A 14,303-nucleotide genomic window follows, 5' to 3' on the forward strand; every position below is an offset into this window, starting at 1 on the left:
ACCACTGGCCACCTCAGGCTAGAAGTGCGTGGGCTCCTCAACCAGTGCGGTAGCAATGCTGTGGGCGTCATCGAGCGCAGCCAAGTACCGCTCGGCATCCAATGCGGCAGAGCAGCCAGTGCCCGCAGCGGTGATCGCTTGGCGATAGCGATGGTCAACCGCATCGCCGCACGCGAAAACGCCCGAAAGGTTGGTGCACGTCGTGGGAGAGTCCACCTTGATGTAGCCCTCGGCGTCCAGGTCCACCTGGCCTTCAACCAGTTCAGTGCGGGGTACATGGCCGATCGCGACGAAGATGCCGGCTGCTGCCTGCTCGCGGGTCTCGCCGGTGCGGGTGTCCTTGAGCGTCACACCTGTGACCTTGGTGTCTCCGTGAATGGCGCTGATCGCCGAGTTCCAGGCGAAACTGATCTTCGGGTTGTCCTTGGCGCGCTGCGCCATGATCCGGGATGCCCGCAGTTCGCCTTTACGCACGACGACGGTCACTGACTTCCCGAACCGCGTCAGGAAGGTCGCTTCCTCCATCGCTGAGTCGCCACCGCCCACCACGATGATGTCCTGTTCGCGGAAGAAGAAACCGTCGCACGTTGCACACCAGGAGACTCCGTGTCCGCTGAGCTTCTTCTCCTCGGGCAAGCCAAGTTCTTTGTATGCGGAGCCCGTGGCCAGGATGACGGCCGGCGCCTCGTGGGTTTCGCCGGCTCCGGTAACCACGCTCTTCACGTGACCTTGCAGCGATACCGAAGTGACGTCGTCGAACACTATGCGGGCCCCGAATTTTTCGGCCTGTTCCTGCAGGCCGTCCATGAGCTCTGGGCCTTGGATGCCGCCCGGGAACCCGGGAAAGTTCTCCACCTCGGTGGTGTTCATGAGCGCGCCGCCGGCGGTGACCGAACCGGCCAGGACCAGGGGCTCCAGGCCAGCGCGTGCGGCGTAGATGGCCGCCGTGTAGCCGGCAGGACCGGACCCGATGATGATCAGTTGTTCGTTACTCATGAGAGACGCTCCTGGTGGTCGGATTTATGTGGCAGCAGGGATCAACGAGGCGATCAAAGTTTCTATCCGTGTTCGAATCTCGTCACGGATAGGTCGGACGGCGTCCACACCCTGCCCGGCGGGATCCTCCAAGACCCAGTCCTCATAACGTTTCCCGGGGAAGTACGGGCATTCGTCGCCACAACCCATGGTGATGACGACGTCGGAGTCCTTGACGGCCTCAGTGGTGAGGACTTTGGGGATCTCGGCTGACATGTCGATCCCAAGCTCCGACATGGCTTCGACGGCGGCCGGGTTCACGGTGTCGGCTGGCTGGGAGCCGGCGGACCGGACCTCAATGGCGCCTTGGGAGAGTGTGGTGAGGAATGCGGCAGCCATCTGCGAGCGCCCTGCATTGTGCACACACACGAAAAGTACGGACGGCTTCTTGCCGGTCATTGGTTCTCCTGACGGTAACAACTAAATCGTGGGTGCGCGCCAGGCGATCGGTCAAGCTGGGTCCTCCCCGTTCGCCCTGTTACGTCACCTATCCTTGTACGCGGGGGGTGTTATTGTGCCGAAAAAATCGACCGCGGCAAATGTGCGGCTGGTCTATGCCGTAATGATCGCGGCTATCGTGGCATTGTTCGTTTGGGTGGCCCACGACGACCTCGTCCCCGCGTCTGTTGCCTTTGCATTGGGCACGGCGTATGCGGCTTTCCTGTTTCGTGCCGTGTGGCGATCGAGCCGCGCATCAACGGTGATGAATTTCGCCATCGGCCTCATTTCCTTTTCCTTGATCTCCGTCAAGGATGATCTGGGAGCATTGGCGGCCGGCTCATGGTTCTTGGGGATCCTCGCCGGCGGAATCGCGGGCGGCCACACGTGGTCCGGGAAGCGCGCAGGGTCCGAAGTGACGCAGAAACGGGAACGCAACGGTGAAGGCTTCACCGGTGGCCGGCGCATCGCACTGATCAACGCGGCCTGCGCCGTTGTCCTGCTCGCGATTGGCGTCGCCCATTTCTGCCTGCAATCGCCGACGCCGGCCGTCGGTGCCGTTCTGATTGGCTCCTTGATTGCCGGCTGGGCACTGTTCCGCTTCCCGCCGTCGCTGCAGACCAGAAACGGGCTCCTTCTGGTCATACCCGTTGAATTCTTTCTCCTGGTTTTCCTGGGCAGCAATACCGGCCAGTTGGCCCTTCCCTTTGTGTGGGCGTACGGCATTCTTGCCGGCATCCTGCTGGGTGGGCGGTATTGGCGGGGTCCGCGGCTCGGCGAACCCCGCCCACCGTTCAACATTCAAGCCAAGCGACGGCGAAAACGGAAGCGAAAGTCACCGGCTAAGGCGAAGCAGAAGCAAGTCGCCTGAACACCGGCGATCACCGGCACCTACCGCCCGACGGATGCCTGTTCCTCCTCGGGCGCCCGGACTACGGGTTCGCCGGAGGATCGTCCGAGCTTACTGGGCCACCAGATCCTGCTGCCGAGGTCGTACGCCAGTGCCGGGACCAGGAGGGAGCGGACCAGTACCGTATCCAGCAGCACCCCGAATGCCACGATGAACGCCAACTGCACCAGGAACATGATCGGGATGACCCCCAGGGCTGCGAATGTCGCGGCCAGCACCACGCCTGCGGAGGTGATGACGCCACCGGTGACGGCCAGCCCACGGAGGATACCGGGGCGGGTTCCGTGCTTCAGGGATTCCTCGCGGACCCGGCTCATCAGGAAGATGTTGTAGTCCACCCCCAACGCAACCAGGAACACGAATCCGAACAACGGCACAGTGGCATCAGCTCCGGAGAACTTGAAGATCCCGTTGAACACCCATGCAGAGACGCCAAGGGCTGCGCCGTACGACAACACCACGGAAAGCACCAGCAGCACCGGCGCCACAACGGATCGCAGCAGGAGCATGAGGATGAACAGGATGACTACCAGGACGATCGGGATGATGACCACAAGGTCGCGCTGCGCGGTGGTGTTGGTGTCCAGTGCAGTGGCGGTCACCCCGCCCACCAACGCTGCGGAATCAACCTCGCGCACGGCAGAACGCAGGGACTTCACTGCGTCCTCGGCTTCGATGGAGTCCGCAGCAGAGTTCAACGTGGCGTTGATCAGCACCCTGCCATCGCGGACTGCCGGTTCGGACGGGGCGCCCCGGGCTCCGGTAATCGGCACGTTTCCGTCAGCCAGGAGGTAGGCGTCACCCACGCCGTCGGCCGCTTTGACCTTATCCAGGACCTGCTGCGCGGCACCCTGGGAGGCGACCACGACGGCGGGGCTGCCGCTGCCGGCGTCGAAATGGCGCGCCAGCGCGTCCTGGCCGTCCACGGCGTCGGACTTGGCCAGGATGACGTCGGTTTGTGGGACGCCGTTGGCTTTGAGCTGGAGCACGCCCGCGGACGCTACAAGCAGCAGGAGGACCGAGGCAATCCAGACCACCCGGGGGCGCTTGGAGACGAGGGTTCCGACGCCCTTCCAGAGACCCTTTTGCCCCTCAAGGCCAGTAACGAGCTCAGGTTCGCGTTCGTCGTCGGGCAGTAGCTTGGGCCGGAAGGGCCAGAAGGCTGCGCGGCCAAGCAGTGCCATGAGGGCCGGCAGGAGCGTGAGCGCGGCAAACAACGAGCAGAGAATGCCGGCCGCCGCGACCGGGCCCAGGGCCTTGTTGGAGTTCAGGTCGGAGAAGAGCAGGCAGAGCAGGGCGATGATGACGGTGGCGCCCGAGGCGAGGATCGGCTCGAAAGATGCCTTCCACGCTGTGATGACGGCGCGGGTGCGGTTGGTGGTGTGTGTCAGTGCTTCACGGAACCGCGCCACATATAGCAGCGCGTAATCGGTGGCGGCACCGATCACCAAGATGGACAGGATGCCTTGGCTTTGTCCGTTGAGCTGGATCCAGCCGAGCTTGGCCATGCCGAAGACCAGCAGGATGGCTGCGCACAGCGCGAACACCGAGGTGAACAGCACCGCCAATGGCAGCACCACGGACCGGTAGACGAGCAGCAGGATCACGAACACTGCGCCCAATGCAACCAGCAACAGGATGCCGTCAATCCCGCCAAACGCGTTCACGAGGTCCGCGGTGAGCCCGGCAGGGCCCGTCACGAACGCTTTCATACCGTCGGGAGCCCCGGGCTGAACGACGTCGCGCAGCTCCTGGACCTTATCCCGCAGTTCGTCGGAGGAGGACATGGGGACGATGAACTGGATGGCTTTGCCGTCTTCGGACGGGATAGGCCCGACGACGGCGCTCCCCAGCTTGAGTGCCTCGATGTCGGCTTTCAGCTGGGCTGCTTCGCCGAGCTGGGCGGGGGTGAACGCAGCACCGTTCTCAACGATGACCACTGCCGGGATCTCTTCCGAGTCCCTGAACTTGGCCTGCCAGTCGCCGGCCTCCGTGGCTTCGGCGCCGGCAGGGAGGAATGATGCCTGGTCGTTGGAGGAAACTTCATCCAACCGCCCGAACGTGGGCCCTCCGATTCCGGCGATGCCCAGCCAGGTGATAACCAGGACCACGGGTAGCAGCCATCTCAGCCAGAACGGTACTTTCTGCGCGTTCATGTGTCCTTCTTCTCCGGGGATGATCAAGGTCTTTATTCCATCATAGATTATCTCTATGATGGAACTATTCCAAGAGCGCCTGGAGCTGATGCCGGAATCCGTGGCCGCTGGGAGTAATATCCGGAAGGCAGTAAACAAGAGACGAACGCTGGCAGGAGGGCGGAAATGTCTGACCCATCAGCCCCGCGGCCCGAAGCCGGCAGGCCCGAAAACGCGGCCCCGCAGGAACTCGTACGGCTTCTCCAGAACTTCACCCTCGAAGCCAACCACTACGTCGACGCAGCCGGCGGACGCAACGACATGCACCGCACAGACCTCAATGCGCTCGCCGTGATCATGCGCCACTCCGCCGCTGGCCAGGTGGTCACTCCGGGCGTCCTGCGGACTGAGCTCCGGCTCAGTTCGCCTGCCACCACGGCATTGATCGACAGGCTCCATGCGTCCGGGCACGTTATCCGGGAACGGCTTGGCACTGACCGTCGGCAGGTCCAGCTCCATATGACGCCCAAGGCCTACCGCGACGGGAGCGCCATGTTCATGCCGCTGGCCCTCCGAATGGGCAAGGCCATGGCCGCCTACAGCGCCGAGGAGTTGGACCTTGTCACCCGTTTCATGACGGACATGGTGGAAGCAACGTTGGCCGCCCGCCAGGAAGCCACCAACCCTGAACCCAAGTAGTTGACTGTTGGGTGCGCGTTCCGCCTGAATTCGCCTTCCTGGTTGTAGCGTTTCCCTATGAACGCGCAGCAGCCTGAAGATGTCTACACCCACGGGCACCACGAGTCGGTTGTCCGGGCCCACGCCTCACGGACGGTCGAGAATTCGGCGGCGTTCGTCATGCCGCATCTCACCCCCGGCACTTCCGTGCTCGACGTCGGGTGCGGACCCGGGAGCATAACCTGCGATTTCGCCGGGCTGGTGGCGCCCGCCCAGGTGATCGGCCTGGACCGTTCACCTGACATCGTGGCCCAGGCGACTGAACTTGCCTCGGAGCGCGGCGTGGACAACGTGAGCTTCCAGACCGGCAACATCCATGACCTCGACTTTGAGGACGAGACCTTCGACCTCGTCCACGCCCACCAGGTCCTCCAGCACCTGACCGACCCGGTTGCGGCGCTCCGGGAGATGCGCAGGGTGGCCAAGCCCGGAGCCATCGTGGCGGTTCGCGACGCCGATTTCCATGGCATGAGCTGGTACCCGGAAGTCCCGGAGCTCGACGACTGGATGGAGCTGTACCAGAAGATCGCCCGCCGCAACGGAGCAGAACCCGACGCCGGACGCCGCCTGGTCTCCTGGGCCCAGCAGGCAGGATTCACCCAGGTGGCGCCCACCAGCAGCAACTGGCTCTATGCCACCGCCCAGCAACGCGCCTGGCAATCCCGGGTTTGGAGCGAACGTGTGCTGCACTCCGCTTTCGCTGAACAGGCTCTTGAATACGGCCTGGCAAACGAAGCCGATCTTGCCCGGATCGCTGCAGGCTGGCACCGTTGGGGCGCCACGGACGACGGCTATTTCCTCATTCCCAACGGCGAGGTGATCGCCCGCGCGTAGCGACCCGAAAAAGATGTGCCGCACCATGTAGAAATACCCACCGCAGTTCCGACCCATGAATGAAAGCGCCCACACGGGGTGCCGTTCATAAGGAGTTTGAGATGAAATACATGATCATGATGTTCGGGTCGGCTGAGGGCATGATGGAAACCGCCGACCCTGAGTGGATCCGGGAAATGATCGGGTTCATGATCCAGATCGACAAGGATCTGACCGAGTCCGGTGAGATGGTTTTCAACGCCGGGCTGGCCGATGGCAGCACCGCGAAGCTCGTCAAGCAAACCCCGGACGGAGTCATCACCACTGATGGCCCCTTTGCCGAGTCCAAGGAATCCCTGGTTGGCTACTGGGTGGTTGATGTCGCCAGCGAGGAACGGGCTGTCGAAATCTGCGCGAGCATTGTGAAGTACTCGCAAGTCGTGGAACTACGCGCTATCCAGGAAGCGCCTCCGGAGGTCTAGCTGGAACACCCGCCGGACAAGCGAATCGAGGACCTGCTGCGCACGCTGGCGCCGCAGGTCCTCGGCGTGCTGGCACGCAAGCACGGGCAGTTCGACGCTTGTGAGGACGCAGTCCAGGAAGCCTTGCTGGAGGCCTCCCTGCAGTGGCCATCCGAGTTGCCGCGCGACCCGAAAGCGTGGCTGATGGCCGTCGCCAACCGCCGCTTGGTGGACTTTTACCGGAGCGAAAGCGCACGACGTTCCCGCGAGGAACGCGTCGCCGCCATGGACGTCGACTACTCCTACAGCTCCGTTCCGGCAACAGATGACACTCTCACCTTGATGTTCCTCTGCTGCCACCCGGTGCTGACGGCACCCTCACAACTCGCCTTGACGCTACGGGCAGTTGGCGGACTCACGACGGCGGAAATCGCCTCAGCCTTCCTTGTCCCCGAAGCCACCATGGGACAACGCATCAGCCGGGCGAAACAGGCGATCCAGAAGGCTGGAGCCACGTTCACCATGCCACCGCCCTCCGAGCAGAAGGCGAGGCTCGGCGTCGTACTCCACGTCCTGTACCTGATCTTCAACGAAGGCTACGCGGCGAGTTCCGGGGCGTCGCTGCAGCGCGAAGACCTCACCACCGAGGCGATCCGGCTGACGCGGTTGTTGGTTGCTGCAGCGCCGTCGGAGCTGGAAGCGACCGGCCTGCTTGCGCTGATGCTCCTCACGGATTCGCGTCGGAAGGCACGCACCCTGGCGGATGGGACCCCGGTACCACTGGCGGAGCAGGACCGGAGCCTGTGGAACCACCAACAAATCGAGGAAGGTATCGCCCTGCTCTCTTCCGTGCTCGGACGCGGCAGTGCAGGTCCCTATCAGCTTCAAGCCGCGATCGCCGCGGTGCACGCCGAAGCAGCAACGGATGCGGAGACGGACTGGCGTCAGATCCTGGCCCTCTACACGGTGCTTGAAGCCGTGGCACCCAGCCCGGTTGTCACCCTGAACCGCGCGGTCGCCGTCGCCATGGTGGACGGTCCCGGTGCCGGGCTTGAGTTGCTGAACGGATTGGATTCCGCGCTGGGCCGCTCACACCGCCTGGATGCAGTCCGGGGTCACTTGTTGGAGATGGCAGGCTCCCCCGCCGAAGCCCGCGCCGCCTACCTCAGCGCAGCGAAGAAGACCGCCAGCTTGCAGGAGCGGCGGTATTTGTTGGGAAAAGTAGCGAGGCTGGATACCGCCGGAGCTTGACCCACGACACACCCGCCGTGTCGGCCGAAATCACAACGTTGTGGTTTATGTTACTGGTGTGACTGCTGTTGCCAATGTGCAAGCGCTCACGTAACCTCAGGACTGCCGAGAGCATCTGAGGGGCGCAGACGCGCCTCCTCCAGAATCTCGCTCCCCCGTCCCGTTTCGAGGTTTCTGTACATGGCTTTATCCCGATCCGCCCGAGGGACCGCGGTGCTGTGCGCCGTCGTCGTCCTTTCCGGGGCAGTGGTAACTCCCTCAGTGGCTGTACCCGCAACAACTACCCCGCTCACTGTCGGGGCGTCTCCGCACGTGCCCTCGCCTGAGGAGATCGCGGCGGCCAAAGCCAGTGAAGCGGCGACGGCGGACCAGGTCGCCTCCATTGAGCGGACCCTCGCGGACGCAGCCGCTGACCAGCAGGTAGCCGCCACGGCTGCCATGCAGGCCAACAACGCCTACAGCGAGGCCCTGGTGGAGCTCCAGCAAAGGACCAAAACCGCCTCTACAGCCCGCGCCCAAGCCTCTGCCGCCCGGGAACAGCAGGACAGGACGCGCAAACAAGTGGGGCAGATCGCCGGCGACCTGTACCGCAACGGTGGACTGAATCCCGCACTCGTTACGCTGGCCGGCGGCAGTGAAAGCTTCCAGCAGGCCGCCACGCTGGAGGCTCTCTCAGCCAGGCGAAACCGCGATCTTGAGGTTGCCGTCAGCGCCGCCGCCGCATCCAAGTCCCTGTCAGCAGCTGCGGATGACGCCACAAAAGCCGCGGACGACGCGGCCAAGACAGCGGAACAGCGCAAAACGCAGGCTGAACAGGCCAACGCGGCGCAGGTCAAGGCTGTGGCCGACGCGAAAGCGCAGCGGACCACTTTGGTGGACCGGTTGGCCCAGCTCCGCAACTCCACTGTTGAGCTTGAGTCGGCCAGGGTGGATGCCCTGGATCGGCAGCGCGAAGAGGCACGGCTCGCGGCACTGACCGCCAGCACCGACAAGGCTGAGCAGGATCAGGCTCCCCGGAATCCGGCAACGTCGCCGGACACGCCTGGACCCGCTGCTCCGGCTCCGGTAGCCCCGGCTCCGGCCGCACCAGCGCCAGCACCGGCACCGGCACCCGCACCTGCGCCAGCCCCAGCACCGGCACCCGCACCTGCGCCAGCCCCAGCACCTGCGCCCGCACCTGCGCCAGCACCTGCACCGGCCCCGGCACCCGCACCTGCGCCGCCGTCTGTGCCATCGAGCGGGTCTTACGAAACAGCAATTTCCATCGCCCTGGGTAAGGTCGGTTCGCCGTTCTACTACCAGTGGGGCGGTACCGGACCCTACGGTTTTGACTGCTCAGGACTGGTGCAGGCCGCCTTTGCCGCAGCCGGGATGCGACTGCCACGCACCGCCTCGCAGCAATATGCCGCAGCGCCCGTCCATGTCCCGCTCTCACAGGCGCGCCGTGGAGACCTCTTGGTATGGGGTTCGCCGTCCAACTTCTACCATGTGGCGATCTATCTGGGGAACGGGCAAGTGGTGCAGGCTTTGAACCCCCAGGAAGGCATCACGGTCTCCAACATCAGTTCCATGGTGGGTATGGAGCTCTACCCCTTCGTGGCCAGATACTAGGCACAGGCTCACGGCTGCCGCAGCCATCGGCCGTCCCATGCCTGGGTTGGTTCACCAAACCGGAAGGCTGAGGGATGATGAAGACGTGAGCAATCCGGACCCGGACCTCTGGGCAGAATTCGACAACCTCAAACCTGCCCGCCCAGATCCCATGGGCGGCCATCCAGACAACGAACCTGCGGGCTTCGGCTTCAGAACGGGTGTGCGCAGCGCGAAAGTCGCCCTTGGATTCGCCGTGTATGCCCTCATTCTGGGAACCACGCTGGTAATCACAGGCGCCGTAGTATTCATTGCCCGGAGTCAGTGGCTGCTCCTGGCATTGATGGTGCTTGTGCAAGCAGCTTTCGTTTATGGGTTCATTCAGCTGGCCCGCCAGGCTCGCAATCGGCGTTCCCCGCGCTGAGGATCCCGGCACGGCGTCACCCTCTGGTCCCACTTTCTTGGGCAACGTCCCAATCAGGCAGCATATAGTCGAACGCATGGAACAGCGCATACTTGGCAAGACCGGCCGATCCGTCTCAACCGTCGGGCTTGGCACCTGGCAACTCGGGGCGGACTGGGGAGACGTCAGCGAAGAAGATGCCGTGGCCGTGCTTAAGGCTTCCGTGGACCACGGCGTCACCTTCTTCGACACCGCAGACGTTTACGGCGACGGCCGCAGCGAGGAAATCATTGGAAAATTCCTCCGCGCCAACCCTGGCCTGGACATCACCGTAGCCACCAAGATGGGCCGTCGCGTTGACCAGGTGCCCGAGAACTACACCCTCGAGAACTTCCGAGCGTGGACAGACCGGTCGCGCCGCAACCTCCAACAGGACACCCTGGACCTCGTCCAACTGCACTGCCCGCCCACCGCCGTCTACAGCCGCGACGAAGTCTACGACGCACTGGACACGCTGGTCAGCGAAGGGGCCATCCGCAATTACGGGGTCAGCGTCGAACGGACAGACGAGGCCCTCGAAGCCATCAAGCGCGAGAACACTGCCTCCGTGCAGATCATCCTCAACGCCTTCCGCCTGAAGCCGCTCGATGAGGTGCTGCCCGCCGCGAAGGCGGCCAACGTGGGCATCATCGCCCGGGTTCCCCTGGCCTCGGGTTTGCTGTCCGGAAAATACACAGCTGCAACCGAGTTCCCCGCTGACGACCACCGCAACTACAACCGGGACGGGTCATCGTTCGATGTGGGGGAAACCTTCTCGGGCGTCGACTTCGAAACCGGCGTCAAAGCCGCCCAGGAGTTCAGTGCATTGGTTCCCGACGGCGTCACCACCTCCCAAGCGGCCCTCGCCTGGGTGGTCGCACAAGATGGCGTCACTTCCGTGATCCCCGGAGCACGGTCCGCGGAGCAGGCCCGGATCAACGCTGAGGCTGGAGAGATGCCCGTGGTCGGGGCGGGATTGGCCGATGGAGTGCGGGACATCTACGACCGCTACTTCCGCGAAGCGATCCACCCGCGCTGGTAGCCGCCAGACCGGCGTCGTACCTGGTTTTCACCAACCGCTCCGGGTGGGGGTGTGTCCCTTCCGGGCGTCGTCCGGCATGGCCATTTCGGCGCGAAGTCCGAGCAGCCTGATCGGGCGGTCCGGCTCGATTTTTCCGGTGAGCTCCAAAGCCTGGGTCAGGACGTCGTCGCGGCTGAAAGTCTCAGGGATCTTCCTCGCATAGGTCTTGGTGAAAAACGGCTTGTAACGGACTTTCAGCGTAAGGCCCACCACTGGCCGGTCCTCGGCTGCAACATCCTCGAGGACGCGGGCCGTCAGTTCCTTGACGGCGGCCTCCACCTGGTCCGGTTCGGTGAGGTCCTGCTGGAAGGTGGTTTCGCGGCCGTGGGCGCGGGCCACCCACGGAGTATCGTCGACTTCCGTGGCGCCTTCGCCGCGCCCCAGCTGTGCGTACCACGGCCCCATCTTGGGGCCGAACTCCGGCACCAGATCCTGCGGGTCGGCCGCGGCGAGTTGATTGACTGTGGTGATGCCGTGCTTCGCGAGGCGCTGCGAGATTTTGCTTCCAACGCCCCACAGTTCCCTGGTTGGCTTGTCCCCCATGACCTCCAGCCAGTTTTCCTTGGTCAGCCTGAACACCCCGGCGGGCTTGCCGAAGTCGGTGGCGTTCTTTGCGCGGACCAGGGTATCGCCGATGCCGATACTGCAGTGAAGCTGGGTCTGTTCCAGCACGGCTTCTTGGATCAACCGTGCGTAGGCTTCAGGATCCTCTGTTGTGATGCCAACAAAAGCCTCGTCCCAGCCGAGCACCTGAACCGTTGCACCCGGTTGTTCCCGCAGGGTCGCCATCACCACCTCTGATGCTGCCAGGTAAGCTTCCTGGTCGACCGGCAGGATGATGGCTTCGGGGACTTTCCGGGCTGCGACGCGAAGGGGCATCCCTGAGCCAACTCCGTAGGCCCTTGCTTCGTAGGATGCCGTGGACACCACAGCCCGTTCCGTAGGATCTCCCCTTCCGCCCACAATGACCGGTTTGCCCGCCAGCTCGGGCCGCCGCAGTACCTCGACCGCCGCAATGAACTGGTCCAGATCAACGTGCAACACCCACGGTATTCCGCTCACGGGATCAGTCTGCCCCATGGCCGCGGGCCTTGGCTGTACCTTCACCACCTACTTTGGGCTGGGTTGCCGCTGGAATAAACCTTTTTCGGATGCATCCCCCGCTCTACACCGGCAAAGTGGGTGGTGACGGGACGCGTCCTGATCACTCCCTTCACCGGCATAAGCTGAGGTGGTGCAATTTTCTCTCTGGCTGGCCTTGGTTGGTGCCGGCACCCTGATCAGTTTCACTCCCGGCGCGGGTGCCATCTTCACCATGAGCAACTCGCTCAACTCTGGCTTCCGACGTTCCATTTGGGGCATCCTGGGCCAGCAGGTGGCGTTGGTCATCCATATCCTGATCGTGGCCCTGGGTGTGGGTGTCCTGGTTTCCAACTCGCCCGTCATCTTCAATGTGATCCGATACGCGGGCGCGACTTATCTGGTGTACCTCGGCATCCGGCAGTTCCTTCGGAAACCCGATCTGGACGAAGAACAGGTTGAGGACAAGAAGAACGAACCCGCACTTTCCATGTTCCAGCGGGGCGTGTGGGTCAACCTGCTGAACCCGAAGGCCATTGTCTTCTTCCTGGCCTTCATGCCGCAGTTCATCCGCCCGGACCAGCCGTTGGTCCAGCAATACGTGGTGCTGACCGCCACTGTTCTGGCGATCGACATCATGGTGATGTGGTTCTTCTTCGCCTTGGCAGCGCGTTCATTCCAGCGTTTCACCCACGACCAACGTGGCCAGAAGGTCCTCAACCGCATTTTCGGTTGCTTGTTCGTGCTGGTGGGCATCCTGCTGGCAGTCATCCACTAGCCCCTGCAGCCATGGCGAATGCTACGGTCGGAGGCATGGAGTCGAACTGGATCGAGCACCGGCGCGCGGATGACGGCGAGCATGTTGGCTGGATGAAGCCCGTGGCCGACGGGTTCGTCGCCATCGACCTGCTTGGCCGTCCGCGGACCGAGGTTGTGGACTGGTTGAGCGCGGAGGAAGTCCTCGATGACCTTGGCTTGCGCTACCTGGCCGAGCCCCACGAATTACGGCTCGACGACGGCGGCTGGCTGCGCGTGCGGATTGCGGAAGTCACGCCGTCCTCGGTCCGGGTAAAGAAGGACGATTGGGGCGACATGACCGCTCCCCAGATCTATTTCACGGTCTCGCTTCCTGTCACAGAGGAACAGCTTCGCCCACTGTCGCGGTGATTCCCGGCCTGCCTACGAAGTAGAACCCCGCACTACCAGCGAGCTCTCCAAAGTCACATGCGGCTCCGACAATTCACGGCCCTCCATGAGCCCGCGCAGCTGCTCCCCCGCTTTGCGTCCCAGGGGGGTCGCCGGCAGGTGGACGCTGGTGAGGCTGGGGTTGCTGGTAGCCGAATAGGGCAAGTCGTCGAAGCCGGCCACAGCCAATTCTTCGGGGATGCGGACCCCCTCCACCCGCGCCTCCTGCAGCATTCCATAGGCGTGGGTATCGGTACCGCAGACGACGGCGGTCACCCCCTCGCGCTGCCATGCCGGCCAGGCTTCGGCGAAAGCGGCAGCGGCAGCACCGACGTCGATCGCTGTTCTGATGATGTGCTCCCGCGAGACCACCAGGCCGAGGGAAGCGGCTTCCTCGAGGAAAGCTTCCCGGCGCAACTGGAACGTGGCTGTTCCAGTGATGCCGTCCACATACGCAGCCCTCGTGTGTCCGGAGGAAGCCAAGTGCCGGGCCAGTTCGCGGGCACCCTGGGCTACATCGAGATTGACGGACGGCGCGAAACCTTCTAGCCCGGGGGCGTCCAGGAGCACCAGGGGTCCGGCCGCGGAGAGGTCTTCAAGGAACCCGGCACTGGGAGCGCCCACCAGCAGGCCCGCCGGGCGGAGGGCCAACAATTTGCGGACGTCGGAGGCCTGCGGCGACTCCCCGGCGTCGGTCACTGACAGCAGCAACTGGTATTCGGCGCCCAGCGATTCCCGCACGCCTGCGATCACGTTTGCGAAGAACGGGTTGGACACGTCCGGCGTTACCAGGATGACGATGGAGCTGACGCCACGGGCCAGCGAGCTGCCGATGCTGTCAACTACGTAACCGAGTTCGGAAATGGCCGTCCGAACGCGGGAGATGTTGTCATCGGATACGCGACCCTGCGTCTTGCCGTTGGCCACCAGCGATACGGTCGCCGTGGAAACGCCGGCTCGGGCGGCCACCATCGCGGCGGTCACTCGTGGCGCGCGGGCATGGCGCCGATCCAGGGATTCCATGCATCGATCGTAGCGCTGATATGCCGCCCTGACCTGCGACAAGGCATCAAGCGCTTGACGTACCCCTCGCAATCAGCACGTTAAGCGTTTGACGCCCGACCGGAAACAGTGCCAGAATCAC

15 protein-coding genes are annotated in these 14,303 nt (G+C 63.8%); 10 read left to right on the forward strand and 5 right to left on the reverse strand.

Annotated elements, in window-relative coordinates; all coding sequences use genetic code 11:
• Positions 1–18: 18 nt before the first annotated feature.
• Together trxB and AC5RU9_RS19455 are read right to left on the reverse strand one after the other, a co-directional pair.
• A complete protein-coding gene (gene trxB / locus AC5RU9_RS19450) occupies positions 19–996 on the reverse strand; it encodes a thioredoxin-disulfide reductase (RefSeq protein ID WP_494017750.1) in 978 nt (325 codons plus the stop codon).
• Between the two features lie 24 nt (positions 997–1,020).
• Positions 1,021–1,434 (reverse strand): arsenate reductase ArsC, encoded by a 414-nt coding sequence (locus AC5RU9_RS19455; protein WP_494017751.1) that lies wholly within the window; start codon positions 1,432–1,434, stop codon positions 1,021–1,023.
• A 115-nt stretch (positions 1,435–1,549) separates the two neighbouring features.
• Between AC5RU9_RS19455 and AC5RU9_RS19460 the strand changes: the two genes are divergently transcribed.
• The gene (locus tag AC5RU9_RS19460) at positions 1,550–2,344 is read left to right on the forward strand and encodes a hypothetical protein (protein WP_494017752.1); all 795 of its coding nucleotides are present in this window, start codon (positions 1,550–1,552) and stop codon (positions 2,342–2,344) included.
• A gap of 20 nt (positions 2,345–2,364) precedes the next feature.
• Here AC5RU9_RS19460 and AC5RU9_RS19465 read toward each other — a convergent pair whose 3' ends face one another.
• On the reverse strand, positions 2,365–4,539 hold the full coding sequence (locus AC5RU9_RS19465) for an MMPL family transporter (protein WP_494017753.1): 2,175 nt from the start codon (positions 4,537–4,539) through the stop codon (positions 2,365–2,367).
• Positions 4,540–4,704: 165 nt separating this feature from the next.
• Between AC5RU9_RS19465 and AC5RU9_RS19470 the strand changes: the two genes are divergently transcribed.
• The 7 genes from AC5RU9_RS19470 to AC5RU9_RS19500 all read left to right on the forward strand — a co-directional run bounded on the left by AC5RU9_RS19470 (position 4,705) and on the right by AC5RU9_RS19500 (position 10,855).
• Entirely contained in the window at positions 4,705–5,217 is a 513-nt protein-coding gene (locus AC5RU9_RS19470; RefSeq protein ID WP_494017754.1) for a MarR family winged helix-turn-helix transcriptional regulator, read from the forward strand.
• A gap of 57 nt (positions 5,218–5,274) precedes the next feature.
• Positions 5,275–6,090: a class I SAM-dependent methyltransferase gene (locus tag AC5RU9_RS19475; protein ID WP_494017755.1), complete on the forward strand. Its 816-nt coding sequence runs from the start codon at positions 5,275–5,277 to the stop codon at positions 6,088–6,090.
• 101 nt (positions 6,091–6,191) lie between these two features.
• Positions 6,192–6,551 carry a YciI family protein gene (locus tag AC5RU9_RS19480; protein ID WP_211713652.1) on the forward strand — a complete coding sequence of 120 codons (360 nt, stop codon included), beginning with the start codon at positions 6,192–6,194 and terminating at the stop codon, positions 6,549–6,551.
• Between the two features lie 45 nt (positions 6,552–6,596).
• On the forward strand, positions 6,597–7,781 hold the full coding sequence (locus AC5RU9_RS19485) for an RNA polymerase sigma factor (protein WP_494017854.1): 1,185 nt from the start codon (positions 6,597–6,599) through the stop codon (positions 7,779–7,781).
• A gap of 180 nt (positions 7,782–7,961) precedes the next feature.
• Positions 7,962–9,392 carry a C40 family peptidase gene (locus tag AC5RU9_RS19490; RefSeq protein WP_494017756.1) on the forward strand — a complete coding sequence of 477 codons (1,431 nt, stop codon included), beginning with the start codon at positions 7,962–7,964 and terminating at the stop codon, positions 9,390–9,392.
• Positions 9,393–9,477: 85 nt separating this feature from the next.
• The gene (locus tag AC5RU9_RS19495; protein ID WP_494017757.1) at positions 9,478–9,795 is read left to right on the forward strand and encodes a hypothetical protein; all 318 of its coding nucleotides are present in this window, start codon (positions 9,478–9,480) and stop codon (positions 9,793–9,795) included.
• 76 nt (positions 9,796–9,871) lie between these two features.
• The gene (locus tag AC5RU9_RS19500) at positions 9,872–10,855 is read left to right on the forward strand and encodes an aldo/keto reductase (protein WP_494017758.1); all 984 of its coding nucleotides are present in this window, start codon (positions 9,872–9,874) and stop codon (positions 10,853–10,855) included.
• A gap of 27 nt (positions 10,856–10,882) precedes the next feature.
• On the opposite strand, the gene AC5RU9_RS19505 is transcribed toward AC5RU9_RS19500, so the two are convergent.
• Positions 10,883–11,974 (reverse strand): DNA polymerase IV, encoded by a 1,092-nt coding sequence (locus AC5RU9_RS19505; protein ID WP_494017759.1) that lies wholly within the window; start codon positions 11,972–11,974, stop codon positions 10,883–10,885.
• Positions 11,975–12,128: 154 nt separating this feature from the next.
• Between AC5RU9_RS19505 and AC5RU9_RS19510 the strand changes: the two genes are divergently transcribed.
• Both AC5RU9_RS19510 and AC5RU9_RS19515 read left to right on the forward strand, forming a co-directional pair.
• Positions 12,129–12,752, forward strand: coding sequence for a LysE family transporter (locus tag AC5RU9_RS19510; protein WP_494017760.1), 624 nt, complete (start codon positions 12,129–12,131; stop codon positions 12,750–12,752).
• 35 nt (positions 12,753–12,787) lie between these two features.
• A complete protein-coding gene (locus tag AC5RU9_RS19515; protein ID WP_494017761.1) occupies positions 12,788–13,141 on the forward strand; it encodes a hypothetical protein in 354 nt (117 codons plus the stop codon).
• Positions 13,142–13,153: 12 nt separating this feature from the next.
• On the opposite strand, the gene AC5RU9_RS19520 is transcribed toward AC5RU9_RS19515, so the two are convergent.
• Complete coding sequence (locus tag AC5RU9_RS19520; protein ID WP_494017762.1) at positions 13,154–14,182, reverse strand: LacI family DNA-binding transcriptional regulator; 1,029 nt, start codon at positions 14,180–14,182, stop codon at positions 13,154–13,156.
• Positions 14,183–14,303 lie beyond the last annotated feature (121 nt).

This window comes from Arthrobacter sp. B0316-5-4 (genome assembly GCF_059090325.1).